The following is a 26616-nucleotide window of genomic DNA, read 5'->3' as shown; positions in this document are numbered from 1 at the left end:
AATAGATTAAAAGAATTAAAGTATTGCCATTTTGCAGAAACTATGCAATACTTGGTTGAAAATATAAATTTTATACAAATTCTTATCCAGAGAGGTGGAGGGACTGGCCCTGCGAAGCCTCAGCAACCCCTGATTATGTCAGGAAGGTGCTAATTCCAACAGAGTTGACACTCTGGGAGATAAGAGGTCGTTTTGATAACTAAAGGCCTCTTATAAAGAGGCCTTTTTTTGATGCTCTTTTATAATTTGAGCCTGGTTTAGATTAGAACGAAGAAAGAGGAGGAATGGCAAAATGGAAAACGGCGTTATTCAGGTACCGGAAGCATATTCGAGGATATTACAGGAATCAGATGTGCTCGGCTTCGGGCAGTCATGTGATAGAAAAACAGGATTTTTACTGAAGGGGCTGGCAGCCTCAAAATCTGGAGGAAGCTTTTTAGAGCTGGGAACAGGTACGGGAGCGTCTGCTTCATGGATCATTGATGGGATGGATGAAGGCAGTAAGCTTACGACCGTTGATATAGATTCGACAGTGCAATCAATCGCGAGAAAGTACCTCGGGAATGACAGCAGAATCACATTTTGCTGTGAGGACGGAGCAGCTTTTATTCAAAACCTGTCGGAAGGGTTCGATTTTATTTTTGCAGATACGTGGCCCGGGAAATTCGAGCTTCTGGACAAAACCCTGGATCATTTGAATATCGGCGGTTTTTATGTGATTCATGATGTGTTTCCGCAGCAGAAATTGCCTGAAGAATTTAGGATTAAAGCCACTAAACTTCTAAAAACTCTGCAGGACAGACCTGACCTGGACATAACAGAATTGGATTGGTCTACTGGGCTGATACTGGCAGTAAAAACAGCGGTTTAAAAGATGAAATTATTCATTGAAACTAAGGGGGATCGTTCCATGAATAGCGTTAAAAGTCAGGTTGAACATGTATTGCATGAAGGTGAAAACATTATTGAATGTTTAAGCTGTTCATTAGTTGCACATTACTGTTTAGCACCGCAGGCAGGCTTATTTGCAGCAACGAACAAAAGACTGCTATTCTATGGAATCCCGGTATCAGAAACATACAAGGAATTAGTTGAAGAATTTGCGTATTGCCATATAACTTCCATTGAAGAAAAAAGGGGAATCACCGGGAAGCATATTCATATGTACTATAAGCAAGACTTGTATAAATTCCAGCAAATTCAGGGAATGAATTTATTTGATTTTATGGTGGCTGTTAAGGAAAAGATGTGCATGTTTACCGCTTCAGCAAAAGAGCGTTATCCTGTAAGATAAGCGCTCTTTTAGTTGAATATATAGCTTAGTCTAAATGCTTAGATAACTTTTCCATGCATTAGCGATTAAATGGACTCCTCTCTCAATCTCGTCCATCGAGGGTGCACCGTATCCAAGCATCACATGATGGTTAGGCTTGTGAAGCTGATACATGGGCGAAACAGCATCGATTTCAACTCCCGCCGACTTTGCCAGTTCAATTGCTTTAGATTCATTTAATCCTTCTGGTAATGTCACGATGATATGCAAGCCCGCTGTATCTCCAATTATGTCAAAGTGTTCTCCTAAATGTTTTGACAGGCTTTCTATTAAACAGCTCCTTTTGGCTCGATATAAAGTTCTCATTTTTGCTATATGAGATGTATAAAGTCCTTCTTCCATAAATATTGCAGCAGCTCGCTGATCGGTTCTTGAAACAGTCGACTTTTGATAAGCATTAAATTTTTCAAAGTCCTGCTGCAGTGGAGCTGGCATAATCAGATAGCTGATTCGAAGTGATGGCAGCAATGTTTTTGAAAAGGTGCCGAAGTACAGTACCCGCCCGGTTGAATCCAAATGGGATAATGCTGGGATTGGTGCCCCTTTGTAGCGATATTCAGAATCATAGTCATCCTCGATAATGTAAGCATCCTGTTTGATTGCCCAATTTAACAGCTCAATCCTTCTGGCAATAGACATAATTGCACCGGTAGGATATTGATGAGCAGGTGTCGTATATAATAATTTTGCAGGTTCATCAGCACCAGGCACACAGCATCCTTCCTCATCCACAGAAATCGGATAGTATGGCAGCTGTAATTGATCAAAAACAGATCTTGCCCGAATAAAACCTGGATCTTCTATTCCGATAGCGCTCCGCTTAAAAAACAAACATACATTTAGCAGCTGCTGCTGAAATCCGCTGAAAATATACACTTGCTCCGGCTGGCAGGCCAGCCCTCTAGCCTGCTGCAGGTATTGTGCAATTTGGACACGCAAAGAATATTCGCCCTGCCATGGTGCATTGCTGGCATTAGATTCATTAAGCTCTTTTCGGTATAATCGGTTCCAATGTTTATAGGGGAAGGCGGAGGCATCGATCTGCCCATTTTTAAAATTAATAAGAAACTCATGCTGAACTCTTTTCTCCAAGTCCATTGTATGAATCTGACTTAAGTGCATTTCATCCTGAATTTCAGAAACAAAATAGCCTCTGCGTTCTGCTGAATAACAGTACCCTTCACTCTGCAGCTGTTCATAAGCCATCTGAACAGTTATGATGCTTACGTTTAATTGTTCAGCCAGCCGCCGCTTTGCAGGAAGTCTTGCATGAGCTGACAATTTTTTAGCTAAAATCGCCAGCCGAATTTGTTCATAAATTTCTTTATACTTTATTCCATTTTCCGAAAGCAGAACTTGAAATTCCATCGAATCATTCCCTGGTATTATATTAAAATTAATTTTTGGTTATTTTTATAATACCAGAATTCGGTTTTAATTGATTCAAGGAGAGTGATAGCATGCAAAAATTAGAAAACAATGTTGTGCAGTTAATCCCCATGGAACTTGAGCATGTTGAAGGAATTTATGAAGCGGCTCATGATAAACGCATATGGGAGCATATGTCTGTTGATTTAACTGAGAAAAGCCGGGTCATTCATTATGTCAAAGATGCCATAGAAAAACGTGGGCAAGGCACCGATTTTGCTTTTGTTATGGTCTATAAAAAAACAGGGAAGATCATCGGCGCTACCTGGTTTCTTGATATTTCAACCCAGCATAAACATCTTGAAATCGGCTCCACTTGGATGAACCCTATTTATTGGCGCACGAATATTAATACAAACTGTAAATATTTATTGTTAACATATTGTTTTGAAGAGCTTTCCCTTAACCGTGTACAAATCAAAACTGGACATGAAAATGTCCGTTCACAAAAAGCAATAGAACGAATCGGTGGGGTAAAAGAAGGCGTTCTTCGAAATCATATGATACGAAAAGAAGGGACCATTCGTCATACTGTCCTGTATAGTGTCATAAAGGAAGATTGGGGAAAAGTAAAAAGACATTTCGAGGAGCACTTGCTTTTATAGGTTTTGTGGAGCATCTCAGGCAAGAAGTTTATAATGAATAATAAAACTGCTGAAAGGGTGTAGATTGAAGTGAATGCTGGTTCTTTTTTTCCTGACAATATCAAAAAGGCGCTTCAGAATACTCCCCCTGGGGAGTGGATTCCGGAGATTCCAGATGAGTGTATACGCCTGCATTGCGGCTATCCTGCACCTGCCCTTGTGCCTGATGAAGAGGTTAAGGCAGCTGTTAACAGTCTATTAGAGGAAGAACATGACTTGCCGCTCCATTATATTGGAAGTCCCAAGATATTAAAATTAAAGGAACAGATCATAAAAAGATTGGAAGAGCGAGGTATTTCTGTTTCAGAAGAAGAGCTCTTGATTACAACTGGTGCCTGTCAGGCAATCGATTTGATTGCCCGTATTCTCCTGGATAAGGAGGCAATCGTGGCAATAGAGTCCCCCACTTATATGGAAGCTTTAGAGATTTTTCAAAATTATACAAAGCTTATCATTAGTATTCCTGTAGATAAGCATGGACTTCAAACCGATGTTTTGGAAGAAATATTAGCCGAAAGGAAGCAAAATGGGCTTGCCCAGCCACGTTTTCTATATACCATTCCAACTTTTCAAAATCCAACGGGGACGACTATGACAGCAGAGCGCAGGCAGCATGTTTTGGAGCTGGCCGACAAGTATAATTTCTTAATTGTAGAAGATGATGCCTATGGGGAATTATTCTTTAATAAAAATCTGCCTACACTAAAAGCGATGGATAAAATGACAAGAGTTCTGCATGTCGGTTCGTTATCCAAGATAGTAGCGCCAGGCATGCGAATTGGATGGATAGCAGGAGCAAGTGAAATCATCCATGCATGCGCCTGGTTTAAAAAAGATTTGAATCATCCGTTTGCTCAAGCAGCCATGGCTGTATATTTAGCAAACACCGATTTTGATGAAAAACTCATAACCTTAAGAGACACATACCGGTCTAAATGTGCCGTCCTGCTCTCGGCACTCGAACAGTACCTGCCTGAATCAGCCTCCTGGTATGTGCCAGAAGGAGGTTACTTCGCTTGGATGAAAATTCCTGGTGTCGATACATCGGAAATGTTAACTCAAGCCCTGACGAAGGGGGTATCTTTTATTCCTGGCAGGTATTTTTTCATGGATCAATCTGATGGGACTGAATATCTTCGCCTTTCCTTCAGTTATGAGGATGAAAAGGAAATAGCAGATGGGATTCGGAGACTGGGGAGAGTTGTAGAAGCTAGTCTTTGATAAAATTATTTTATGAAAGGGAATAAGGAAAACGACTTTCTATATGAATGGCGCCTTTTTAATAGAAGAAGGCGTCTTTTTAAAGGGATGGTTAATCATAAATAGAAGATATAGAGTGAAAATATTACATTGAATTGGAACAAGAAGGTAGACTTTGAAGCGGGAACTAACCAAGTTTTTAAGTTTAAGAGCTAAAAATACAGCTGCAAAGTCTTATCATAGTCTGGCCTTTCCGCTTGAAAACCGGCCTGCGGATTTTTTTTGCAAACCGCCGATGAAAGGATCTATAAGGAGAAGCACGTGACGTTTTGTGTTTTTTTAGGTGTCTCTACCGGCACTTATTGCATGTGCTTGCACCTATTTCCCCTTTTTGAATATTAGTGACACTTATTTTCAAATTAAAATCTTTAATTTTATTTTATTATTACTTAACAGTATAATTGTAGTAAGAATAGTAACAATAATCTAAATATTTAAAAAAGGGAGGCGAATTTTTCATGGCTTTTAATTTAAATGAAAATTTGAGGAGGAGCGCCAGAAAATTCCCTGAAAAATACGCTTATATCTATGAAGATATAAGTGTAACTTATAGGGAATTAAATCAGTTGGTGGATCAATTTGCTGCTGGCTTGTCTGCTCAAGGAGTGGGGAAAGGAGATGGGGTAGCTCTTATATTAGGTAACAGCCCTGAATTCATCATTGCGTACTATGGTATTTTACGTATAGGTGCAATTGCTATTCCTATCAATCCTATGTTTACCCAAAGGGAAATCAGCTATATTTTAGACAATAGTCAGGCCAAGGTGGTTATTGGACACGCATCCGTAGGTTCTAAAATATCTGAATTAAAAGAAAAATCTAAAAATATAACTTGCTTTATTTATGTAGATGCCATGAGTCAAGAATGGACATGGGAGCGTCTAATGGAAACAAGTAATCCAGATTTTGAAAGCCCTTTCACCCATGAAGAAGACCTTGCTGTCATTCTCTACACGTCAGGGACAACTGGTAAACCAAAAGGTGCGATGTTATCTCATCGAAATTTGGCTTCTAATGCAAAAACTATTTCAAACCTATTGGAACTGTATGATGAAGATCGTGTAGTAGCTGTTCTGCCGATGTTTCATGTTTTCTGTATGACCGTTTGTCTGAATAATGCCATTTCTTGTGGGGCAACGGTCATTATCGTGCCTAAATTTAGCCCTCAAGATGTTGTTAATACTATTCGGCAAAAACAAGCAACGGTTTTTGTTGGAGTTCCTACGATGTACAACTTTATCTATCAATTGCCTGAAGCCTCTGCGGAATATTTCTTATCCATTCGCTTGTGTATATCTGGAGGAGCTTCCATTCCTGTTGAGCTGCTCCAAAATTTCCAAAACAAGTTTAACGTTACTATCTTAGAAGGGTATGGGCTCTCAGAAACTTCTCCTGTCGTCGCTTTTAATCCTTTAAGGGGGACCCGTAAGCCCGGCTCTATCGGTTTGAATATTCCAGGTGTCAAAAGCAGGGTTGTCAATGAGGAAGGGGACGAATTGCCAAGGGGAGAAATCGGAGAATTAGTTGTTCAAGGACCAAATGTAATGAAGGGATACTTAGGGATGCCGGAAGATACAAATGCTGCCCTAATGGATGAATGGTTTTTCACGGGTGATCTGGCGAAAATGGATGAAGAAGAATACATCTACATTGTTGATCGCAAGAAAGACATCATAATTGTTGGCGGATACAATGTCTACCCTCGAGAAGTAGAGGAAGTATTGTATCAGCATCCTTCTATTGTAGAAGCATCTGTGGTTGGAGTTCCTGATGAAGGATACGGAGAAATCGTAAAAGCTTATGTTGTAGTCAAGGATGAGCAGATCACAATAGATGACATTATCCATTTCTGTCAGGATAAGCTTGCGAAGTATAAGCTTCCTAAACAAGTTGAATTTCTCAAGGAGTTGCCTAAGAACTCTACAGGAAAAATATTACGAAGAAAACTGAGACAACTGACTCCAATTCAGTAAGGTACAAATTATATTAATTAAGGAGGATTATATATGTCGATTATTTTGAAGGATAAAATTCAGGGGCCACCAGCTTGGAAAGGGACTGATTTAGCCAACGATGATTCATGGATTTATTATTTGTCTGAAAAAGCGATTGAAACGCTAGAGAACGCCTTATCTCATGTTCAGCAAAAGTGCCTAAAAGCCCCTGACTTTACAAAGGAGGATTTTCCGATCCCTGATCTTTTTAATGAAATCGAATACTTTGTAGAAGAATTGGAGAATGGGAGAGGTTTTCTATTAATTCGTGGATTGCCACTGGAAAGATATACAGATGAGGAAGCAAGCATTATTTATTGGGGGCTTGGGCTTCATATGGGTATTCCAGTATCGCAAAACGCGAATGGTGATCTCTTAGGGCATGTCATTGATAAAGGTCTTAGTTTAGAAAATTCAAATGTACGCGGATACCAAACGAAATTGCATCTTCCTTTTCATGCAGATGGATCAGATGTTGTCGGATTATTAAGTCTGCGGAAGGGGAAAACCGGCGGGTACAGCAGTATCGTAAGTTCGATGGCTGTTTATAATGAGATTTTGGAGAAGTACCCTGAGTATCTTGGTATTCTCTCTCGTCCATTTTTCTTCGATCGTCGTGGGGAAGAAGGACCAGGTGAATCTCCAGTATTCACATCACCTATCTTTAATTATTTTGATGGTAAATTAAGCTGCAGATATGTCCGATTATTCATCGAATCAGCCCAAGAGAAAACAGGTATTCAGTTGTCAAAAGTAGAAGTTGAAGCACTAGACCTTCTAGATTCCCTCCTTCATGATGAAAATATGCATTTTAATATGATGTTGGAGCCAGGTGATATGCAATTCGTCAATAATTATGTAGTTCTTCACTCACGTACTCAATACGAAGACTATGCAGAACCGGAGCGCAAACGTCATTTATTAAGATTGTGGCTCACGATGCCAAATGGCCGGGAAATTTCTCCGGATTTCGCGATGTTTATTGATGAGAATACTGGGAAACCTGGGCGCGGCGGTATACCTGCACGTCAAAAAACATCTGGCGGTATTATAGAAAGTTTGAAGTAATTGGGCTTCCATCCGGAAGTATGATTTTATAAACCGTTTATAGGAACAGCAATTAATTTATGTGACGGAGGGTCCTTTTCTAATTTTTTGGGAAAAGGTACTCCCTCTGTGAAAAGTTAGGGGGAGGTATATGACACGTACTCCAAAATATTCTTGGTTCATTTTATTTTTTCTTGTTCTTTCCGGAATGATCAACCAAGTGGATAAAATTATCATTGGTTTGGTTTCTGTTCCTGTCATGAAAGAGTTGGATTTAAGCCCATCCCAATGGGGAGTTGTGGGAAGTTCTTTCTTTTGGGCTTTTACCTTTTCTTCTCTCATTCTTGGCGGCATGGCTGATTCCAAAAATTCGAAAAAAATGTTATCGTGGATGTCTTTAATTTGGTTATTGGTTCAATTTGCTACTCCTTTTGTTTCCAGTGTATCTCTGCTCGTGTTAACGAGAATCATTTTGGGAGCAGGTGAAGGTCCAGCTCCCGCTCTATCCACAGCAATCATAGGAAAATGGTTCCCGAAACATAGGCATGGTATAGGCTTTGGTGCTGTATTGTTAGGAACGACAGGAGGATCTGCGATTGCTTCTCCATTATTAATCTCCTTAATCGATCAATATGGTTGGAGATCAGCATTTATTGCAATGGGTGTTATGGGATTAATAGTGCTAGTATTTTGGCTCGTTTTTGGGAGAGATAATCCACAAGAAATCGGGTATCCTTCCTTTCAGCAAGAGGAGAATCAGTCATCGAGCCTTTTAAAGGTTTCTTGGCGAGAGTTTCTTCCGCATCTTTTTTCTAAAAATTTCATTTTAATCGTTTTGTGTGGAGGTTGTGCTTATTGGCTATTGGCTGTTCAATCGGTATGGTTTCCGGCTTACTTTACTAAGGTTCAACAGTTTAATGGTCAAATGTTACAACTAGCTGTAGCTTTACCTTTTCTTTTCGCAGCTTTTTGCCAAATTGGATTTGCCATGTTATCAGATTGGCTTTATCGCAGAACGGGAGATATTCGTAAAGCACGCGTTAATCTTGCAGGTTTCATGATGTTGCTATCTGCTCTGTGTGTATATCTGGGAAATGCCGCCGATTCAACGGCTATGACGATCCTTTTCTTTACCCTTGCTCCCGGTTTTGCTTATGTAATTCTTTCACTCGCACCTGCTATTTTGATGGAGTTCTATTCTCCTCAAAACATTGGCAAGGCACAGGGAACATTCATTGCTCTTGCAAGTGCAACAAGCATTATTGCTCCAATGGTATTTGGTTATCTTATTCAAAATTCAGCGACTGAAGCTATGGGATATGGTTATGCGTTTGAAGCCTCTTCTTTTGGAATGCTCATAATCGGAATATTGTTTTGGATTGGTGTACGTCCCGCCAAGCGAAGCCACACCACGATCAAATCTGATTATGTTCAATCTTAGGAGCAATCATAAACGTCATTTGAAATGCTGTACGAGTAACCAACCTTAGCAGGGTTAATCTGTCAGAGGGGGTGATGAAAGATATTAAATTAAATAAACTGAATATTTAGTCTATTAAATCCCTTAATGTAGTATTTTACTGATTTCAAAACTTGAAAGGTTAATAGAATGGGAACGGTCAAATTATTCCTAGAGGAATGGGAAATCAAATTTGGAGAAACACCATAATCGTTGTCCACTGAAGGTAACAAATTTAAAAGATAGATTCATAGAAACAGAGCAGGTGAAATTTGACTAAAGAAGGTTAGGTAAAGAACGAACAATATTGAAGGAGGGTAATTCATGCCGTATGTTTTAAATGAAAAAATTCAAGGACCATCAGCGTGGAGAGGAATGGATTTAGCTAAGGATGATTCATGGATTTATCATTTGTCCGAGAAAACAATCGCAGATCTTGAAAAAGCTTTGGTTCATATTCAACAAAAGGGGTTGAAAGCACCTGATTTTACCAAGGCGGACTTCCCAATTCCTAATCTTGCTGATGAAATTGCATATTTTATAGATGAACTGGAGAATGGGAAAGGGTTTCTATTAATTCGTGGATTACCGATGGAAAAGTATACGGTTGAGGAAGCGAGCATTATTTACTGGGGGATCGGCTTGCACATGGGCAATCCGATAACACAAGACGCAAAAGGAACTCTCCTAGGGAATATAAAAGATCGAGGTTTCGACTTTAAGGATAATTCTAAAGTACGCGGTTTCCAAACGAATGTGCATCTTGACTATCATACAGATTTAGCTGATGTTGTCGGATTACTCTGTCTTTGCAAAGCGAAATCTGGTGGTTTAAGTAGTATCGCAAGTGCGATAGCTGTTTATAATGAAATTTTAGAGAAGCACCCAGAGTATCTTGAAACCCTCTATCGTCCTTTCTTCCATGATCTTCGTGGGGAAGAAGCACCAGGACAATCTCCAATATTTACATCACCAATTTTTAGTTATTACGATGGCAAATTGAGCTGCAGATATTTACGTCAATATGTTGAATCAGCACAAACGAAAACAGGTGTCTCTTTGTCAAAAAAGGAGATGGAAGTGTTTAATTTTATAGATTCCCTTACTCATGATAAAAACATGCATATTGATATGATGATGGAGCCAGGTGATATGCAATTCGTTAATAACTATACTATTTTTCATTCACGAACTACATTTGAAGATTATGAAGAAGATGAGCGTAAACGTCATTTATTAAGATTGTGGCTCAACATGCCAAATGGTCGAAAAATTGCCCCTGATTTCGAGGTTTGTAGAGAAGGTATGGCTGTAAATAATAAATAGCTGGTGATCGTGTAGAAAATATCGAGAAATATTTGTATTAAATAGTGAGTTTAGTAGAAAAGCATAATCTTGTCACCAATATTTTAGAAAAAAACTTAGCCATAATTGATTTTACAGAAAATGAAATGAGGATGATGTTTCTTGGCAAATTTAGATCCGCAGGCAGAAAAATACTTACTGGCATTTAACCAGATGCCTCCAATTTATACGATGGATCCTAAGACTGTACGAGAGATGCTTTCGAAAGCACAGCAGCATCCTATCGAATCAGATCTGCTTTCAAAGACAGAAGATTGGATGATTCCAGTAAGCAAAGATGCTGAAATCAAATGTAGGGTATATATACCGGAAGGGAAGGGCCCCTTCCCTTTATTTATTTATTACCATGGTGGAGGATGGGTTCTAGGAGACCTCGAAGCGACAGATCCAAGCTGCCGAATGCTTGCACATAGAACGGGCAGTATTGTTGTATCTGTCAACTATCGTCTAGCTCCAGAATATAAGTTTCCGACCCCGGCTGAAGATGCTTACGCGGCATTGGAATGGGTTTATGAAAAAGGAACCTCTTTTAACGGAGATATTTCTAGATTGATAGTAGGCGGGGATAGTGTAGGTGGTAATTTAGCGACTGTAGTTACTATGATGGCGAGAGACAGAAAAGGTCCAGACATATCTGCGCAAGTCCTGATTTATCCTGCGACAAACCTTGAATTTATTACAAAATCTCATCAAATATTTGCAAAAGGATTTGGTTTGGATCGTGAGCTTCTGTTTTGGTTCCGTAATCATTATTTAAGGAATGAAGAGGATAGGTATAATGGATACGCTTCTCCCTTAATCGCTGAAGATATAAGTAATCTCCCGCCAGCTATTGTGATTACGGCGGAAAATGATGTGCTTCGGGATGAAGGAAAGGCGTATGCTGATCGTTTGAAAACAGCTGGGGTAAAAGTTGAATATGCATGTGAATCAGGAATGATTCACGGTTTTTTTTCAAACATGGCTGTGTTTCCTAAGAATATTGAATTAACGGTTTCTAAGATCAACAAGTTTTTACGTACCACTAATTTTATGACCAACTGGAATTAATAGTATTATCAGAGGGTCATATTAGCTTTATTTAAAAGAAAACAGGAATGACGAGAACATCTTGATATTTAGTCAGAAACGTTTCAAATAAACCATAAAGACACCTTACGTGAATTCGTAGAGGTGTCTTTATGGTTGTCTTTCTAAATAAAAAAAGAGTAGCACTGGCCATGTTCTCGGTCTGTGCTACTAATAATTATGGTTAATAAATATAAGTTCTACTATTGAATGGATGGGGAGGGACAATCGTTTAAAGAAGGTATTAACTGCGTGTTTTTAGTAATAAACCGTATTACCAATGCCTCCAGTTACTGAAATGACATCGCCGGTAATTGATGCTGACAGGGGTGAAGCTAGGAAGGCAACGACATAAGCAATTTCCTCCGGAGTAATCAAGCGATTGAGAGGACTTAATGCTGCTGCCTGGCTTACAGCTTCTTCCGTATGAAATTGTTTTCTATTCGTTTCAGTATCTACAATCCCTGGATAGATAGCATTGACGTTAATGCCGTGTTTTCCTAATTCCAATGATGCGGATTTCGTTAAATGAACAACAGAGGCATTACGCGGCCCGGAACTAAAATAATTGCCGCCTATTCTGGCAGCGAGACCACTTATATTAATAATACGCCCCCACTTATTTTTGATCATATGAGGAGCAACAGCTCGTATAGATCGAAAATAGCCCATATACTTTTCTTCAAAATCTTTCAAAATAAGCTCCTCTTTAATCTCATGAAAATTCTCTGGCTCTGTACCGCCAACACGGGCTCCACTGTTGATGAGAATATCAATACTACCCATCGCAGCTGCTGCACTTTCAACTAAATGGATGATAGAGTTAGGATTCGAGGTATCTGCCACGATTGGATAGATATTTCGTTTTGTTTCCTGGGTTAATTCTTCTGCAGCTTTCTTTAGTGAGGATTCGTTTCTTGCACAAATTGTACAATCCACGCCCTCCAGTGCCAACTGACGGGCAATGGCTCTGCCAATCCCACGACTTCCTCCTATAATGAGAGCTTTTTTTTCAGATAATTGTAAGTCCATATATTCAACCTCCTATTTTGATTCAACACCCTGTATGGCCAAACTCAAAGTAATTTCTATATTTTCTCTCTTTAATTCTACCTTTTAAATCAGTTTAAATAAAATTAAACATTTTAACTTGTATTTAAGTGTTACTAATGTAATAAAAAAGATTATCCATTTCAAAATAGAGCAACTAAGGTTAATAGAGGATCGGGTGTCATTTCTATAATCGTTTTTCAATATCCACCTTGTTCGTATGTTGAATATAAGTGAAAGTTACTTGCAGTTTAAATTATTTAATTTTATTCATGAGGGTTGAAATAGATATAATGATAATTGAAATAGTTATAATATTCAAAAAACATTTAGAGAGGGGTGCTTGATGATATTTTTGAAAGCCTTTTCATTTAATTGAGGCATTTTAGTAGTAAATTTTAGACATTTGGAATGAACAAGAGAATTATGTTTGTTGTCCATTTTAAAGTAAAAAGTAAGTATCATAGCGTGAAAGGTATAGATCTAGCTAAAGTTAATTCATGAGTGTATGAACTTTTCGTAAAAGCGCTTCGATCACTTTAAAATGCGTTATTTCATGTTCAATAAAAGGGTTTAAATCCTTGTTTGCAACAAGGAGTTTCCCAACACTTGAATCTTTATGAAAACGCTTACTTCGTGATGAACTGGAGAATGGGAAGCTATAGGGACAAGGAAATGAGCATCACTCTCTGAGATGCTTTATTTCAATTATCAAAATTAGGGGGACTTATATGTCAAGCACTCCAAAATATTCTTGGATTATCTTATTATTTTCAGTTCTTATTGCAATGATTAACCAAATTGATAAAATTCTCATTGGTTTGGTTTCTGTTCCTCTAATGAAGGAGTTACATTTAAGTGCTTCTCAATGGGGACTTGTGGGCAGTTCTTTTTATTGGTTTTTTTCCATAACCTCCATCTTACTTGGCGGCATGGCAGATTCCAAAAATCCGAAAAAATTGTTTATTTGGATGTCATTGATCTGGTTAACAGTACAATTTGCTACCCCATTTGTTTCCAGTTTTTCTCTGCTTATATTAACAAGGATCATTTTGGGAGTAGGTGAAGGGCCAGCTTCTCCTGTAGTAACAACTATGCTAGGTAAATGGTTTCCGAAACACCGACATGGAATAAGCTATGCTGCGGTTCTATTTGGCACTATGATGGGACCTGCGATTGCTTCACCATTATTAATTTCCTTGACTGATCAATATGGTTGGAGATCTGCTTTTATAGTGATGGGGATTGTTGGACTGATTTGGTTAGGTTTTTGGCTGTTTTACGGTAAAGCATGTCCGCAAGAAATCGGATTGCCTTCATTTGATCTAGTGGAAAAGCATTCATGCACCATCTCAAAGGTTTCTTGGCGTCAGTTTATTCCGCATCTTTTTTCTAAAAATTATATTTTGACCGTTTTGGCTGGAGGTTGTGCCTATTGGTTAGTGTCCGTTCAATCGGTGTGGTATCCAGCATACTTTTCTACAGTACATCAATTTAGCGGCCAAACGTTAAAACTAGCAGTGGCTTTGCCTTTTCTTTTCGCTGCCTTTAGCCAAATTGGCTTTGCCATGTTATCCGATTGGCTTTATCGCAAAACAGGAGATATTCGGAAAGCACGAGTAACTCTTGCTAGTTGTATGATGGTGATATCTGCTATTTACTTATATCTTGGAAGTGTCGTAAGTTCGGATGCTATCTCTATTTTGTGTTTCACCCTGGCACCAGGTTTTGGAATGGTTATTCTTTCACTCGCACCCTCTATATTAATGGATTTGTTTTCTCCCCAAAACATCGGCAAGGCACAAGGGGCATATATTGCTCTTTCAAATACAGGAAGTATGATTGCTCCCATCGTATTTGGTTATTTTATTCAATATGCAGCGAGTGAGACTTTAGGCTATCATTATGCCTTTCAAGCCTCTGCTTTTGGGATGATTATTATCGGAGTATTATTTTGGATTGGTGTACGTCCCACAAAGCAAATACACTCCACGATTAAAACTGAGGAGGAAGAGCTAGTTAGTACCTAAATATCATTCATGGTATTCAAAAGCTAAAAAAAGGAAGAGAAATTGCCAGTATATATTAATATAACTAAACTGCATATTAAAAATCATAATTTTATTAAATAAACAATTATAAGTATACTGAAAATTAAGAAATTCGGATAGTTAATGATCTGCCTGGTATTCACACTATCAATTTACGGATTTCACAATTTAAAGCAAAAGAGGGGATTGTAAATGAGTAATGCAAAAGCTGTAGAAGTATATGATGCAAGTAATATCTGTCCAGATGATTTACCATGGATTCCTTATTTTGGGGTGGCTCATTTTAAGATACTGAAGGCCAATCCAGTAACAGGTCAAACGATTACCTTGTTAAAGGTTCCGGCGGGTACACAGCTTCCTACCCATTTTCATCCCGGAACGGTTATAGTATACACAGTTAAGGGTTCTTGGAGGTACATGGAGAATAATTGGGTTTCCAAAGCCGGTGATGTCGTTTATGAGCCTGCCGGATCCAAACATACACCTGAATCTGTAGGGGATGAAGAGGTTATTACGTTAAATATTGTAGAAGCAACATTAGACTATTTGAATGAGAATGGAGAAATTATTGCTAGAGATAATTGGGAGTCATTCTTGCAAAAATACCATGATCATTGTGCAGCTGAAGGAATTACACCTATAGATGTGACTAAGTTTTAATAGTTAGATTTGTAAAATGAGAAGTCCAATGTCCATGTGTGACGATGATACTTCTCTTTTTTAGGCTTTTCTCTCAGAAGGAGTGAAGTAAGTCTAGAATCTGTTTAGAAAGTTTGGCTGTTCTTCTTTTAAATTATTAGAAATATTTATTTGCAAATTTAAATCTTTAATTGTATTTAATTATAACTTATTTGTAAAATACACATAAGAATAATTTAAATATTAATAATAATCACATTAATTATTATTTTAAGCGCTTTCAATAATAGGAATTTAGAGGAGGAGATCTGGAATGTCAACTGCAAAATTGTTTGATTTAACAGGAAAAACAGCCATGGTTACCGGAGGGGGGAGTGGGTTAGGGCGTATCATGGCACTAGCGCTGGCAGAAGCAGGCGCAAATGTTGCAGTATGCTCACGCCGTTTAGAGGTTTGCGAGAAAGTTGTCCAAGAAATCGAAGTGCTGGGAAGACAAGCCCTCGCACTCGCATTGGATGTAACAGACCCTGAATCGGTCCGACAAGGTGTAGATAAAGTTATTTCTCATTTTGGAAAGGTTGAAATCTTAATTAACAGCAGTGGAACGGTTTATGAAACACCTGCTACTGAAATGCCTTTGAAGCAATGGCTAGAAATGATTGATACCAATGTGACAGGAACATTCCTGATGTGTCAGGCTCTCGGAAGACATATGATAGAGAACGAATACGGAAAAATCATTAACATTTCTTCTAGCATTGGATTTAAAGGTACTGACCCTGAAGCCGTCGACTCTGTAGGATATACAACAAGTAAGGGGGCTGTTATGACTTTGACGAAGGATCTTGCCGTTAAGTGGGGACGCCATGGATTGACTGTGAATTCCATTGCTCCTGGCGTTTTTCAAACGGGAATGAATAACCCAGAAATACCAGGAACGCTTGTACAAAAAGCAGGTCCAATCATTGCCTCTCAAGTGCCAGTTAGGAGATTAGGTGAAGACAATGATATAGCAGGTGCTGTCCTATACTTTGCTTCTGCGGCTTCTGATTATTGTACAGGACAAATATTGGTTGTAGATGGGGGACTCGGAGCTAAGTAAAAAGGATCTTTCTTAAAAGTGGGGCAGAGGAAAAAGTCTTAATTTTTCTCCTGCTTCATCACGGCTGTTTTTATATAATCATATAGGAATATTTTCACTTAGAAAGTTTCCTTTGTTTTTCAAAAGCTCAAAGTAATCATCATTTCTTATCGAGGTTACTTTGAGCTTTTTTATTCGTTTATCCGTAAAAAAGAGAAGCCCAGCGTCCATATATAGACGAAGTGGCTGCTCTTTTTTTCTTAAATTTGCGAAATTTCGGATTTTAGATATTGAATATACTTGTTGGGAAAAATGGATAAATGTTTATCTTCAGATAGAGCTAGACCAAAAGAAATATTGACAGCCCCATGATTCACTAAATCAATCGGAATGATATCACCATTCATGACAGAAGGATGATTTTTCATGATGAAATCAGGAGCAAATGTAATAGCTAAATTTTCAATGATCGCTTGGAGTATGCCGTCCAAGTTATTTGCTGTAAATAAGATTTTCAAGGGTTTATATTTTTTAAAGAAATCATGAACGAAATATTGCATAAATTCACCGTAATAAGTAACGAGCATTTGATCTAGTATTTCATGTGGAGATATGGTACCGGTAAACGCTAAGGGAGAATGTTTAGAAACGTAGACTTTCTGCTTCCCTTCAAATAGTGATTCAAAAGCTATTCCTTCCATGTTTATATTCCAATCTGGTGAATGTGCAATCAGTCCGATGTCAGTCTTATGCTGGCGAACATCATCTATTACAGAAGATACACTTTTTTCGTTTATTTCTACATTTACTTGTGGATAATCCTGTCTAAAAGCAGCTAACGCTTTAACTAGAACAGTTGTTAATCCCGGTACAGAAGATACTTTTAGTTCTCCTATTTCCGCCGAATTAAATGAGTTTGCTTTCTCTTTTATTTCCTCTAGCTTTTTAAGCACTTCGTAGGCTTGTTTAAGAATGATTCTACCTTCATCGGTTGGGACAGCACCGTGACCCCGTGAGCGATGTAAAATTTTTAGCCCTAATTCCTTTTCTAAACCAGTAATGGACTGGCTAATACCAGATTGAGTCACATGAAGGTTCTGGGCTGCTACAGACAGAGAATTATGTTTTGCGACTTCAACAATATAAAGTAATTGTTCAAAGTTCATAGTTCATAGTTTCTCCTTTATTAGTATATTCGGATCAAAATAAATATTGTATTATCTCCATCTTTGGGGAAGTCAAAGGTAGATTATTTTGAATGTAAGAAAAGTTGATTTTCAAGAAAGGGTATGATGCCCTTGTTAAGCAAGAATGAATTGATGCTAGTGCCTTAGCTGACATTGTGATTTGATTAACTGCGATGGAAGAACTGAAGGCTGAAACCATTACTGAGATGAATTTGCTAAGATATCGCACAATAGCACTAAAAGCTGCCGTTATTATCCTATCATTTGAATACTTTGGAGCTACTTATCCACTTCCTTTCATTGGCCCAGCTTTTTGTTATATCCGAAAAAAACTAGTAACACATACGAGGTTTAATAGGAAAATGATCTTTGTATTTACCTCTTGTTATTCTTAGTGCTTGGAAGAATCCCACTAGGATCTTTCGATATTAGTAATGGTTACTTACAAATTAAAATCTTTAATTTTATTTAACTACAACTTATTAGTATAATCAATATCACAATAGTAAAAATAATCAAAAAAATAAAAGCGTTTTCATTCGATTTAAGGGGGGAAACTTGAAGCGTTAGAAAAACAAGGGTTTTCTTAGAAGTTCGTGTAATAAATCTGTCTGTAAGGTGGGGATTGTAATGATCTATGTTTGTAAGAAACATTTGATTAAAGGAATACACTCCATTCAAGTACCTCATGTTGAAGAAGTTTCTTCTACAAATTTAGTTTGTGAATTTTGTGGAAAAGGAGTGAGATATAAATTGTTTATACCAATGTTGAAGAAAAAAAGGTTTCTCATTAATTATTCATCATAAAAAGGTTTCCTTCATTAGCACGCTATTGATTAGAGAGGGAAAGTCATGTTCGAAAGAGAAGGTGATAGGTAGTCAAAGGTCGTAATGGAACAGTCAGCACTAGTGACCATACTCCTATTTTTGAATTTTTATCAAACCGTTTTACTTATCTAAACGTTACCTTAATTGAAAAGGTTAAATTTAATAAAAGGAGGAATCCAGGTGAAAAAAACATTATTAATTACTGCTTTGCTTTCGCTTTTGTTAACAGTTGCCGGGTTATCAGTTTACGCGAACATGGATAATTCATCAGCGTCTTTAGATCAGTCTAGGTCCATAAAGAACGATGGGGTTATTAAGGTGTACGGGCCAGGAGGACCATTGGGGCCCATAAAGGAGGCTGCAGAAAAATTTACAGCTGAAACAGGAATAGAAGTAGTAGTGACGGCTGGACCAGAATCGAATTGGATTGACGATGCGAAGAAAGATGCGGACATCATATATGGAGGATCTGAGTATATGCTCCGCAGCTTAATGTTAAACAATCCCGAGATGATAAATGAAAATTCACTTACAGAATTATATCCTAGAGCAGCAGGTATTTTGGTACGTAAAGGTAATCCGAAGAACATTCATTCTCTTGATGATTTAACGAAAAGTGGCGTGAAAATTGTAGATGTAAATGGTGCTGGACAGCTTGGTTTATGGGAAGATTTAGCGGGCAGAAAGGGGTTAATTGGAGGAATTAGCAAAAATATTGATGTTTCTGTGAAAACCAGCGCAGAAGCGATTGAGCTATGGAAATCCAATTCGAAGCTAGATGCGTGGATTACATACGAATCTTGGCATTACAGGCTTAAGGATGTTACAGAATTAGTTGAACTGCCAGACTCAGAAAAGCTTTATAGGGGAACCCCAATCGCTCTTACAAACAACTCAGATAATAAAAAAGATTCCCAACGATTCGTAGATTATTTAAAAACTGAGTCCTCTCACCAAATTTTTCAAAAATGGGGATGGAAATAGTGTTTATGACTGCAAAAAATCCCGACTGCCAATTGTCGCCATTTATTTGCTTAAATTAATCAACAGCTAGCCAATCCCAAGGATATTTAAGACTTAGGATCTTTCATAATCGGGCCCAAAAATGAAACAACCACAGGTCCGATGTCCATTTGGGATAATGGACTTATCATTGACACTCTCCTATTCCACCAAAATTTTTAGACTGTAACGAAGAGAATCTTGATGAAAAACTGAAGATGGTATGCAGCTCAAATAGTTTTTAATGGATTACTGGAATCAGAAGGATCATCACCTCTTTCAAAGGGTGATAGAATGGAGGCCTTTTTTCTTAGGATGTTGAAATAATGTGGAAGGATTTCTCGTTACGGATGGTTAGACTAAGAAGTTAGCAAAATTGTAAAACTCACAAATAGGATTGACAATTGGGGTAACTTTGAGGTTTTAAAGAACTATTTAGAAGGAGTAAATGAAAGCCTATATTTATGAAGCCATTGAAGTTGAAAAAGCCGGTTTGGAAGTCAAATCTAAAGAACATAAGAATACATAATTCCTGAAGAACTTGAAAATGAATTCGATGAAATCCCTACCTTGAAAACTGCTTTTGAAGCATTAAAGCCGGAACGGCAAAGAGCATATATTCTTCATTTTTCGCAACCCAAACAATCCAAAACGCGAGTATCAAGGATTGAAAGATGTATGACGAAAATTTTGGATGGAAAGGGATTAAATGATTGCACTTGTGGACTATCTCAAAAACAGCCCAACTGTGATGGTTCGCACAAGAACATTCGATAAGAAAGTTTTTAATATCAGCAAACTAGAGAATTCCTTAGTCTTGAACATGTTCAGAATTAAGGTTTTTCCAGAAAAGGGCGCTTTTCCGTAACAAGAAAAGTGCCATTCTTTTTGAAAAGGGCCATTTGGTAGAATAAAGGAGTACATTTATAGGAAATTTTGTGGATTGGACAGAATGGGTAAAGAAAAAATTTCTAAGGGTACGCTTTTATTAAAAACGAACTCACTTTTTTCTGCAATAGGGTGCTATAATAAAGTAATTAAAAGCCTAAAAGCCAATCGTGATCGGTGTATTCTATAATAAATTATAGTCTTACCTGAACCTCAGTACCGTCTTTAGCTTTGATATCTACTAGCACGATTCCCTTATAATTTTTCAGTTCCTTGACGATAGGCATTAGCGTTTTTTTGTCTATTAGCGGAAAGGTAAAGTCCAGTTTTTTCCTTTCAAAGTGCTCTTTTGTCCATTTGTTTGCATTTTGCTGAATAAATTTTGAAGATAATAATGAAATAAAAATGTTTAATATAGCATATGGAATTGGTATGGTTAACCGAAGGTCTTTTGCTTTCACTTTTACATGCATCATAAGCAGTTCACTAATCAATGATGATCGAAACGGTATCTCCGTTTGCCGATTTAATATCAACAATTTGGCCATCTAATTCGTTTTCGATTGCTTCTATAATAAGGCTTATATCTATATCTTTAACGTATTTTTCTGATTGGGGGATACTCGCTGCGATGCTGTGTCCAGCCATTAATACTGCCTTGACAAGTTTTATTGGCAAATTAACGGTGACGTTATCATTTTCGGCTGATACAACTCGAATTTTTAATGTTTTATCTAAATATCTGGCCGTTTTTTCTAATACCTTATTACCTGTCGCTTCTTTCTCTTTTAATACTTGGATCAGCTCTGAACCCTTATCGGCATCAATTTTCCCTTCTTGAACCATTGTTAAAACTCTTGTAATTTCCTCTTTCATAATAAATTCCTCCTTATTCCTCTTTTAATAGCTTTATGGCTTCTTCTGGTGTGATTTCGCCATTTTCCAACATGGTGACAACTTTTTTCTCGTCTGCTTCATTTTTCTTCTTCTGCACGTATCCGAGGGATGAAATAATGTCTGTTAGCTTGCCTCGAACCGTTGGATACGAAATACCCAGTTCCTTTTCAACTTCTTTGATATTCCCTCTGCATGTTAAAAATACCTCCACAAAATGAAGCTGATCCTTTGATAATGATGCCAGCTTAGATAATTCAAACTCATTTTCTATCGTCGTGTGACAATGAGAGCAATGCAGCTTCGTAATTTTTAATGTTTTACTGCAGACAGGACAATCTGTGATTAATTTATAAGCCATAATGAAATTCCTTCCTTTATTTTATTTGATTATATAACAATAAATTAAAAATATAAATAATTAAATTTAAAATTTTTAATAAAAAAATAAATAATATTAATTAATTATTTAATATTATTGATTTTTGGTGAAATCAAATAGGTTTCATGAGAAGAGCCTAATAAAAGGGAAAGTAAAATATTCATAGAAAGTAATCAGTGATGTACTTAAATATTTTCGTGCTAGGGGAGTGATTTTTCAATGCATTTTCGAAAAGCAAATGAAGATGATTTACCAGCCATTGTACGCTTGCTTGCCGATGATGAATTAGGGGCTGAGCGTGAGAAGTATGAAGAACCTTTGCCGGACTGTTATTATAAAGCATTTGCAGAAATAGAAGCGCAAGCGGGAAATCAGATCATTTTGGCGATAGACGGTCAGACGGTGATTGGCTGCCTTCAGTTAACAATCATTCCTGGTTTAGCACGACAAGGGATGAAGCGCGCACAAATTGAAGGGGTCCGGGTCGATCATTGCTCCCGTGGAAATGGGGTAGGGGAAGCCTTGTTTAAAGAAGCAATTGCAATCGCGAAATCTCAGGGGTGTGGTCTTGTTCAATTGACAACGGACAAGCAGCGTAATGATGCTCATCGTTTTTATAATAAGCTGGGATTTTTGGCGAGTCATGAAGGGATGAAATTAATCTTTTAATTTGATAGCTTTATTCCACGGGCGCGATTTTTGGACCAGATAGAATACCAGCTAAATACTGATAAATAATATGGAAGGAAGGCTGAATAATTTTTCGTTATATGGAAATTATATAGCTGAATTCAAAAAGGAGGAATGATGTGGAAACAAGTATGAGTGTTGAAGAAGTATTAACCGGGATCTCTGAACTGTTGGGAAAAGAAGGGGAGCCGCCCCGAAAGAAGCAAGTAAAGAAATCAAACCCAGAGCTAATGAAAAATGCACTGTATTATTTTCCGAGCTGGGAAAATGCAGTAGAGCAGTCTATGGGATCTTAACCTCAAAGAGTACATAACATATCTGCTTTTTAAATTGGAGTGTCTTCGTAAGTGTTTGTCCAATTTAAAAGGAAATACTGATACCACAGAAGATGCCTGCCTGATGGAAAAGTGCAGGCATCTTCTGTGGTTTTATAAATAGAATGAATTTTTCATTAGATGGGTAAATCTAATGGGGTTTTAAAATACCCTGTCGCCATTAAAGATCGAATTCTTTACAATAACATAATCAACATGACGGATGGCATCCAGCTTGTTGCCGCCTGCATAAGAAATGGAGGACTGGAGATCCTGCTCCATTTCTTTCAGCGTATCTGCTAATGATCCTTTGTGCTCTACTAAAATTCTTTTGCCTTCAACATTTCTCTTTTCGCCTTTTTGAAATTCAGAGGCGGAGCCAAAGTATTCTTTATAGAGTTTTCCGTCTTTCTCATTCTCGATTGTTTTTCCAGGAGATTCCTCATGTCCTGCAAATAAGGAACCAATCATCACCATTGTTGCACCAAATCGAATCGATTTAGCGATGTCACCATGGGTGCGAAGACCTCCATCTGCTATGATCGGTTTGCTTGCTGCCTTTGCACACCAGCGAAGTGCAGCTAATTGCCAGCCGCCCGTTCCGAATCCTGTCTTAATCTTTGTGATGCATACCTTACCAGGTCCAATGCCAACTTTTGTGGCATCAGCACCAGCATTCTCTAATTCTCTGACTGCTTCCGGGGTTCCAACATTGCCGGCAATCACAAAGCTTTGAGGAAGGTATTTTTTAATATGATGAATCATTTGGATAACAGCATTGGAATGGCCATGAGCTATATCTATGGTAATGTATTCGGGTGAAAGCTTTTCATTAGCAATTTGCTGTATAAACCCATATTCGCCTTCTTTGACCCCAACACTGATCGAAGAATATAGTCCGCGTGCCTTCATATCTTTTATAAAAGAAATTCGCTTCTCCGGTTCGAATCGATGCATGATATAGAAATACCCGTTTTCTGCTAAGTATATGGCAATTTTCTCATCTACAATCGTCTGCATGTTGGCAGGCACCACAGGCAGTTTAAATGCACGATCCCCTAGGAATACCGTTGTATCACATTCAGATCGGCTATTGACGATGCTTTTTGCGGGAATTAATTGAATATCTTCATAATCGAATACATTTTCCATTGTAATCCTCCTATTGATAACAAAGCTGAATACGTACGGCCATTGCAAGATAGGTTTTTCAGTTTCCATCCATCTTATACAAGCCGGCAAGGAAGCATCATTAAAAAAGAGCTTAGAAAATTCCTAAGCTCAATGGATAATAGGGGGTCGAATTGTGAGGGTTCGACCACTTTAATTTTATACAATTCTGTTTATTATTTCAACTCATTAAAGTAAAAACGCATAAAAGTGATAATGCATTAAAAATTTTCCCTCAGACTAACATGAATTATAAGGCATATCTCGCTTTGGCTATTACACCCAGTATTTCAACCATAACCACTCCCTTATTGGGGGCCTTGACACAGCGGCGGCGTCCAGATGGAGATCCTTCATACATTGCTGCAGTTGCAGTAAGCATTTTTTTAATTTTGTTTAAAACATCCCATTCTCATTAGGCGATTCATCTGGTATGGGCTGTCCTACATCCCAAAGTTCAGCAATCTTGCCGTCTTGAAACCGAAAGATATGTACAACTGCTCCTCCGAGGTCTTCGAGGTTTTGCTTCACATGGGAATGAACGGCAACAGTTTCATTTTCTTGAATCGCGAGTTTGACTTCAAGTATTTTATTGGGGTTTTGCGCTGCATTTTCTTCCATCGCGAGCATAAGTGAATCAGCATCGCCGCGGAAATAGGGATTATGGTGGGAAAAATCTGGGCTGATATAACGCTGGTAGGCTTCTCGGACTTGGCCTGATGCTGCGAGCTGCAGAAACGAAACGGCTTTTTCTTTCAGGGATAGGTTTGACCTCGATTGTTGCTCTGTGCTCATTTGAAACATCCTCTCATATTGCAGGTATTATTAATTTTATTTGAAGTATAAGGTATAGTTAAAATTATGACAATTATAAAATAAAAGTATTAATGCGGATTTTAATTAGTTAACAATTCATCTATGATATATTTTAGAAATAGTTACGAAGGAGGCAGTTAGCTTGAGTATCCATTTTGAAGTGAAAAGATCCATTCAGGTATCTGCACAAAATGCCTACAAAGCTTTAATCGATCTTGATTCGGCAAAGGACTGGATGAATGGTCTGGTTGGAATAGAGCGGGAGGAGAGCGGGCCATTAAAAGTGGGGAGTCAGTGGAAAGAGACAAGGAAAATGTTTGGAAAAGAAGCTGCTGAACATTTTGAAGTTGTAGAACTCGATGAGCCCAATAAAATTGTACTGCGCTGTGATGGAACCAAAGGAACAACAGGCAAAGGAGAATTTTTATTTACATACATAATCGCTTCAGCAGGTGATGCTTCAGAAGTTACTTTACTTGGTGAGATTAAGGGACTCACAGGCTTTTCAAAATTGTTTGGAAAGATGATGGCTGGAGCCTTTAAGAAAGCCTGTGCGAAAGATTTGGATGCTTTAATAAACTATTTAGAAAAGTGAAAGTAATTAAAAGGAGTAATATGTTATGTCAATCATTGATAAATTAAAGCTTAATAAATATGATAATTTGGCTGTGCTCAACCAGCCAAGTGACTATGATGTATTTAATGAATACAAAACCACTTTAACAGGTGAGCATGATGCAATCTTCATCTTTGTAGAAACACTTGATGAAATGACAGAGTTTATCCGAAAAGTGATCGCTGAGGAGCAGCTGCTCGAAAAAGGATATTTATTTTTCGCTTATCCTAAAAAAGGGAATAAACGGTATGATACATACGTTCATAGGGATGATATTTTTCCGGCAATGAAAGTTGGAGAAGATGGGTATGTGGAAAATAGCGATGTGAAATTTTCAAGGATGGTAAGTATGGATGATGTCTTTACGGTTGTTGGATTGAAGCGTGAAAAGAAGAAGGAGAAAAAATCATCCGCTCCTAGTCAATGTGTGGCTGATTACGAAAATAACGTGAATGATATTGAAAAGATTTTAGCAGATCATCCAAATGAATTGAAATTTTATCAGGAACTAACCCCAGGTTACCAAAAGGATTGGGCTCGCTACATCTTTTCTGTTAAACAGCAGAAGACCCGTGAGAAACGCGAAGCACAAATGGTCGATATTTTATCACAAGGGTATAAATCCGTTGATTTGTTTAGGCAGAAGAAGAAATAATATGGTTCCTGCCAAGGTTACTTTAGTAATTAGGGGGCAGGAACCTTTTTTAAACTATAAATTATTTAACTCACCTAGAAATACATCTAATTCATCATCAGAAGTAAATTTATATGCATACCCATAGCAGATCGGTTCATTGCCCGTATGTTCCCGTTTTGGGAATTCCCGGAGAGCTGTGCTATGTCGCAGACCTGTGGATTTTTCCTTCAGTTCATTTTTTCCTTCTACTGTTTTTGGATTTAAAACGATCGTAATTTCCTTGTTTGGAAGTAAATAAATGACTTCATTGTTTACCATATTTTTAAATTCAACAGCTTTTGGTGTTTCCTTCATCGTTTTGAATTTGTTTAAACCAAACGTATTATGTATGTTTCCCATATAGCATTCACCTTTCGAAGTAATTTCATGCCTTAATACTATTATAAGGTTCATATCTTATCAAAACTTTTTTAATAGATAAAAAGGGGTTGTTTATGAAAAAGGATTGCTCATCCTGATATCCTTTCAACGGTTTTACGATTTTTCTTTTTTTATAGTGTTTTATAATCCTTTTCACTTCGTTCCGTCTTTACCATTGTAAGCTCATTTATTTCAATCCATAAGCTTTGTCGTACACAGGAAGGACAAAACAGATTTGCGAACTGCTGAAATCTGGTAGAAATGAACTGTATTTTCATAGCCTCCTGCATCAGGACTAACTTTTGGTAATTTTTTACTATCGAATCGACAGTTTTTTTAATATATAAATAATT

General features: G+C 37.7%; 26 protein-coding genes, 2 pseudogenes and 1 riboswitch. Of the genes and pseudogenes, 19 read left to right on the top strand and 9 right to left on the bottom strand.

The window, feature by feature from the left end; genetic code table 11:
- Nucleotides 1–79: 79 nt before the first annotated feature.
- A riboswitch (SAM riboswitch) is annotated at nt 80–186 on the top strand.
- A gap of 106 nt (nt 187–292) precedes the next feature.
- Both QUF73_07160 and QUF73_07155 read left to right on the top strand, forming a co-directional pair.
- Nucleotides 293–871, top strand: coding sequence for a class I SAM-dependent methyltransferase (locus QUF73_07160; protein ID MDM5225990.1), 579 nt, complete (start codon nt 293–295; stop codon nt 869–871).
- 39 nt (nt 872–910) lie between these two features.
- Complete coding sequence (locus tag QUF73_07155; protein ID MDM5225989.1) at nt 911–1294, top strand: PH domain-containing protein; 384 nt, start codon at nt 911–913, stop codon at nt 1292–1294.
- Between the two features lie 30 nt (nt 1295–1324).
- Here QUF73_07155 and QUF73_07150 read toward each other — a convergent pair whose 3' ends face one another.
- Nucleotides 1325–2701, bottom strand: coding sequence for a PLP-dependent aminotransferase family protein (locus QUF73_07150; protein ID MDM5225988.1), 1377 nt, complete (start codon nt 2699–2701; stop codon nt 1325–1327).
- Between the two features lie 92 nt (nt 2702–2793).
- Between QUF73_07150 and QUF73_07145 the strand changes: the two genes are divergently transcribed.
- The 8 genes and pseudogenes from QUF73_07145 to QUF73_07110 all read left to right on the top strand — a co-directional run bounded on the left by QUF73_07145 (nt 2794) and on the right by QUF73_07110 (nt 11580).
- Nucleotides 2794–3366, top strand: a complete 573-nt coding sequence (locus tag QUF73_07145) for a GNAT family protein (GenBank protein ID MDM5225987.1) — start codon at nt 2794–2796, stop codon at nt 3364–3366.
- A 69-nt stretch (nt 3367–3435) separates the two neighbouring features.
- Complete coding sequence (locus tag QUF73_07140; GenBank protein MDM5225986.1) at nt 3436–4626, top strand: PLP-dependent aminotransferase family protein; 1191 nt, start codon at nt 3436–3438, stop codon at nt 4624–4626.
- A gap of 160 nt (nt 4627–4786) precedes the next feature.
- Nucleotides 4787–4979, top strand: a pseudogene (locus QUF73_07135) (transcriptional regulator YeiL).
- Nucleotides 4980–5123: 144 nt separating this feature from the next.
- Entirely contained in the window at nt 5124–6638 is a 1515-nt protein-coding gene (locus tag QUF73_07130) for a long-chain-fatty-acid--CoA ligase (GenBank protein MDM5225985.1), read from the top strand.
- Nucleotides 6639–6671: 33 nt separating this feature from the next.
- Complete coding sequence (locus QUF73_07125) at nt 6672–7727, top strand: TauD/TfdA family dioxygenase (GenBank protein MDM5225984.1); 1056 nt, start codon at nt 6672–6674, stop codon at nt 7725–7727.
- A gap of 130 nt (nt 7728–7857) precedes the next feature.
- Complete coding sequence (locus QUF73_07120) at nt 7858–9147, top strand: MFS transporter (GenBank protein ID MDM5225983.1); 1290 nt, start codon at nt 7858–7860, stop codon at nt 9145–9147.
- Nucleotides 9148–9489: 342 nt separating this feature from the next.
- Nucleotides 9490–10491 carry a TauD/TfdA family dioxygenase gene (locus tag QUF73_07115; GenBank protein ID MDM5225982.1) on the top strand — a complete coding sequence of 334 codons (1002 nt, stop codon included), beginning with the start codon at nt 9490–9492 and terminating at the stop codon, nt 10489–10491.
- Nucleotides 10492–10632: 141 nt separating this feature from the next.
- Entirely contained in the window at nt 10633–11580 is a 948-nt protein-coding gene (locus tag QUF73_07110) for an alpha/beta hydrolase (protein MDM5225981.1), read from the top strand.
- 276 nt (nt 11581–11856) lie between these two features.
- Here QUF73_07110 and QUF73_07105 read toward each other — a convergent pair whose 3' ends face one another.
- A complete protein-coding gene (locus QUF73_07105) occupies nt 11857–12630 on the bottom strand; it encodes an SDR family oxidoreductase (GenBank protein ID MDM5225980.1) in 774 nt (257 codons plus the stop codon).
- Between the two features lie 749 nt (nt 12631–13379).
- Here QUF73_07105 and QUF73_07100 point away from each other — a divergent pair.
- The 3 genes from QUF73_07100 to QUF73_07090 all read left to right on the top strand — a co-directional run bounded on the left by QUF73_07100 (nt 13380) and on the right by QUF73_07090 (nt 16440).
- On the top strand, nt 13380–14678 hold the full coding sequence (locus tag QUF73_07100; protein ID MDM5225979.1) for an MFS transporter: 1299 nt from the start codon (nt 13380–13382) through the stop codon (nt 14676–14678).
- Between the two features lie 213 nt (nt 14679–14891).
- Nucleotides 14892–15359, top strand: a complete 468-nt coding sequence (locus QUF73_07095) for a 2,4'-dihydroxyacetophenone dioxygenase family protein (protein ID MDM5225978.1) — start codon at nt 14892–14894, stop codon at nt 15357–15359.
- Between the two features lie 292 nt (nt 15360–15651).
- A complete protein-coding gene (locus QUF73_07090) occupies nt 15652–16440 on the top strand; it encodes an SDR family oxidoreductase (protein ID MDM5225977.1) in 789 nt (262 codons plus the stop codon).
- 239 nt (nt 16441–16679) lie between these two features.
- On the opposite strand, the gene QUF73_07085 is transcribed toward QUF73_07090, so the two are convergent.
- Nucleotides 16680–17585, bottom strand: a complete 906-nt coding sequence (locus QUF73_07085; protein MDM5225976.1) for a LysR family transcriptional regulator — start codon at nt 17583–17585, stop codon at nt 16680–16682.
- Between the two features lie 1029 nt (nt 17586–18614).
- Between QUF73_07085 and QUF73_07080 the strand changes: the two genes are divergently transcribed.
- Together QUF73_07080 and QUF73_07075 are read left to right on the top strand one after the other, a co-directional pair.
- Nucleotides 18615–19418: an extracellular solute-binding protein gene (locus tag QUF73_07080; protein MDM5225975.1), complete on the top strand. Its 804-nt coding sequence runs from the start codon at nt 18615–18617 to the stop codon at nt 19416–19418.
- A 466-nt stretch (nt 19419–19884) separates the two neighbouring features.
- A pseudogene (locus QUF73_07075) lies at nt 19885–20213 on the top strand (YdeI/OmpD-associated family protein).
- 305 nt (nt 20214–20518) lie between these two features.
- On the opposite strand, the gene QUF73_07070 reads toward QUF73_07075, so the two are convergent.
- Genes QUF73_07070 through QUF73_07060 form a run of 3 tightly spaced genes read right to left on the bottom strand, consistent with a single transcriptional unit; the run spans nt 20519 to nt 21579 of the window.
- The gene (locus QUF73_07070; GenBank protein ID MDM5225974.1) at nt 20519–20800 is read right to left on the bottom strand and encodes a hypothetical protein; all 282 of its coding nucleotides are present in this window, start codon (nt 20798–20800) and stop codon (nt 20519–20521) included.
- Between the two features lie 10 nt (nt 20801–20810).
- Complete coding sequence (locus tag QUF73_07065) at nt 20811–21200, bottom strand: hypothetical protein (protein ID MDM5225973.1); 390 nt, start codon at nt 21198–21200, stop codon at nt 20811–20813.
- A 13-nt stretch (nt 21201–21213) separates the two neighbouring features.
- Nucleotides 21214–21579, bottom strand: coding sequence for a DUF2089 domain-containing protein (locus tag QUF73_07060; GenBank protein ID MDM5225972.1), 366 nt, complete (start codon nt 21577–21579; stop codon nt 21214–21216).
- A 240-nt stretch (nt 21580–21819) separates the two neighbouring features.
- Here QUF73_07060 and QUF73_07055 point away from each other — a divergent pair, with 240 nt between their 5' ends.
- Both QUF73_07055 and QUF73_07050 read left to right on the top strand, forming a co-directional pair.
- Nucleotides 21820–22269, top strand: coding sequence for a GNAT family N-acetyltransferase (locus QUF73_07055; GenBank protein MDM5225971.1), 450 nt, complete (start codon nt 21820–21822; stop codon nt 22267–22269).
- Between the two features lie 140 nt (nt 22270–22409).
- Nucleotides 22410–22586 carry a hypothetical protein gene (locus QUF73_07050; protein ID MDM5225970.1) on the top strand — a complete coding sequence of 59 codons (177 nt, stop codon included), beginning with the start codon at nt 22410–22412 and terminating at the stop codon, nt 22584–22586.
- A 180-nt stretch (nt 22587–22766) separates the two neighbouring features.
- On the opposite strand, the gene guaC is transcribed toward QUF73_07050, so the two are convergent.
- Both guaC and QUF73_07040 read right to left on the bottom strand, forming a co-directional pair.
- Nucleotides 22767–23756, bottom strand: a complete 990-nt coding sequence (guaC, locus tag QUF73_07045; protein MDM5225969.1) for a GMP reductase — start codon at nt 23754–23756, stop codon at nt 22767–22769.
- Between the two features lie 414 nt (nt 23757–24170).
- Nucleotides 24171–24569 (bottom strand): nuclear transport factor 2 family protein, encoded by a 399-nt coding sequence (locus tag QUF73_07040; protein MDM5225968.1) that lies wholly within the window; start codon nt 24567–24569, stop codon nt 24171–24173.
- A 163-nt stretch (nt 24570–24732) separates the two neighbouring features.
- On the opposite strand from QUF73_07040, the gene QUF73_07035 reads away from it, so the two are divergent.
- Nucleotides 24733–25185 carry an SRPBCC family protein gene (locus tag QUF73_07035; GenBank protein MDM5225967.1) on the top strand — a complete coding sequence of 151 codons (453 nt, stop codon included), beginning with the start codon at nt 24733–24735 and terminating at the stop codon, nt 25183–25185.
- Nucleotides 25186–25210: 25 nt separating this feature from the next.
- Nucleotides 25211–25861, top strand: coding sequence for a YdeI/OmpD-associated family protein (locus tag QUF73_07030; GenBank protein MDM5225966.1), 651 nt, complete (start codon nt 25211–25213; stop codon nt 25859–25861).
- A gap of 54 nt (nt 25862–25915) precedes the next feature.
- Here the strand turns inward: QUF73_07030 and QUF73_07025 are convergent, their stop codons facing one another.
- Nucleotides 25916–26242: a hypothetical protein gene (locus QUF73_07025; GenBank protein ID MDM5225965.1), complete on the bottom strand. Its 327-nt coding sequence runs from the start codon at nt 26240–26242 to the stop codon at nt 25916–25918.
- Nucleotides 26243–26616: the final 374 nt, after the last annotated feature.

Origin of the sequence: Cytobacillus sp. NJ13 (assembly GCA_030348385.1) — a bacterium.
Classification (GTDB): Bacteria; Bacillota; Bacilli; order Bacillales; family Cytobacillaceae; genus Cytobacillus.
The sequence above is the reverse complement of the archived record's forward strand: the minus strand, read 5'-3'. Positions and strand labels throughout refer to the sequence as shown.

Coding starts and splice junctions, on each gene's coding strand:
- QUF73_07160 (MDM5225990.1), top strand. CDS start 293: ATGGAAAACGGCGTTATTCAGGTACCGGAAGCATATTCGAGGATATTA.
- QUF73_07155 (MDM5225989.1), top strand. CDS start 911: ATGAATAGCGTTAAAAGTCAGGTTGAACATGTATTGCATGAAGGTGAA.
- QUF73_07150 (MDM5225988.1), bottom strand. CDS start 2,701: ATGGAATTTCAAGTTCTGCTTTCGGAAAATGGAATAAAGTATAAAGAA.
- QUF73_07145 (MDM5225987.1), top strand. CDS start 2,794: ATGCAAAAATTAGAAAACAATGTTGTGCAGTTAATCCCCATGGAACTT.
- QUF73_07130 (MDM5225985.1), top strand. CDS start 5,124: ATGGCTTTTAATTTAAATGAAAATTTGAGGAGGAGCGCCAGAAAATTC.
- QUF73_07125 (MDM5225984.1), top strand. CDS start 6,672: ATGTCGATTATTTTGAAGGATAAAATTCAGGGGCCACCAGCTTGGAAA.
- QUF73_07120 (MDM5225983.1), top strand. CDS start 7,858: ATGACACGTACTCCAAAATATTCTTGGTTCATTTTATTTTTTCTTGTT.
- QUF73_07115 (MDM5225982.1), top strand. CDS start 9,490: ATGCCGTATGTTTTAAATGAAAAAATTCAAGGACCATCAGCGTGGAGA.
- QUF73_07105 (MDM5225980.1), bottom strand. CDS start 12,630: ATGGACTTACAATTATCTGAAAAAAAAGCTCTCATTATAGGAGGAAGT.
- QUF73_07100 (MDM5225979.1), top strand. CDS start 13,380: ATGTCAAGCACTCCAAAATATTCTTGGATTATCTTATTATTTTCAGTT.
- QUF73_07095 (MDM5225978.1), top strand. CDS start 14,892: ATGAGTAATGCAAAAGCTGTAGAAGTATATGATGCAAGTAATATCTGT.
- QUF73_07090 (MDM5225977.1), top strand. CDS start 15,652: ATGTCAACTGCAAAATTGTTTGATTTAACAGGAAAAACAGCCATGGTT.
- QUF73_07085 (MDM5225976.1), bottom strand. CDS start 17,585: ATGAACTTTGAACAATTACTTTATATTGTTGAAGTCGCAAAACATAAT.
- QUF73_07070 (MDM5225974.1), bottom strand. CDS start 20,800: ATGATGCATGTAAAAGTGAAAGCAAAAGACCTTCGGTTAACCATACCA.
- QUF73_07065 (MDM5225973.1), bottom strand. CDS start 21,200: ATGAAAGAGGAAATTACAAGAGTTTTAACAATGGTTCAAGAAGGGAAA.
- QUF73_07060 (MDM5225972.1), bottom strand. CDS start 21,579: ATGGCTTATAAATTAATCACAGATTGTCCTGTCTGCAGTAAAACATTA.
- QUF73_07055 (MDM5225971.1), top strand. CDS start 21,820: ATGCATTTTCGAAAAGCAAATGAAGATGATTTACCAGCCATTGTACGC.
- guaC (MDM5225969.1), bottom strand. CDS start 23,756: ATGGAAAATGTATTCGATTATGAAGATATTCAATTAATTCCCGCAAAA.
- QUF73_07040 (MDM5225968.1), bottom strand. CDS start 24,569: ATGAGCACAGAGCAACAATCGAGGTCAAACCTATCCCTGAAAGAAAAA.
- QUF73_07030 (MDM5225966.1), top strand. CDS start 25,211: ATGTCAATCATTGATAAATTAAAGCTTAATAAATATGATAATTTGGCT.
- QUF73_07025 (MDM5225965.1), bottom strand. CDS start 26,242: ATGGGAAACATACATAATACGTTTGGTTTAAACAAATTCAAAACGATG.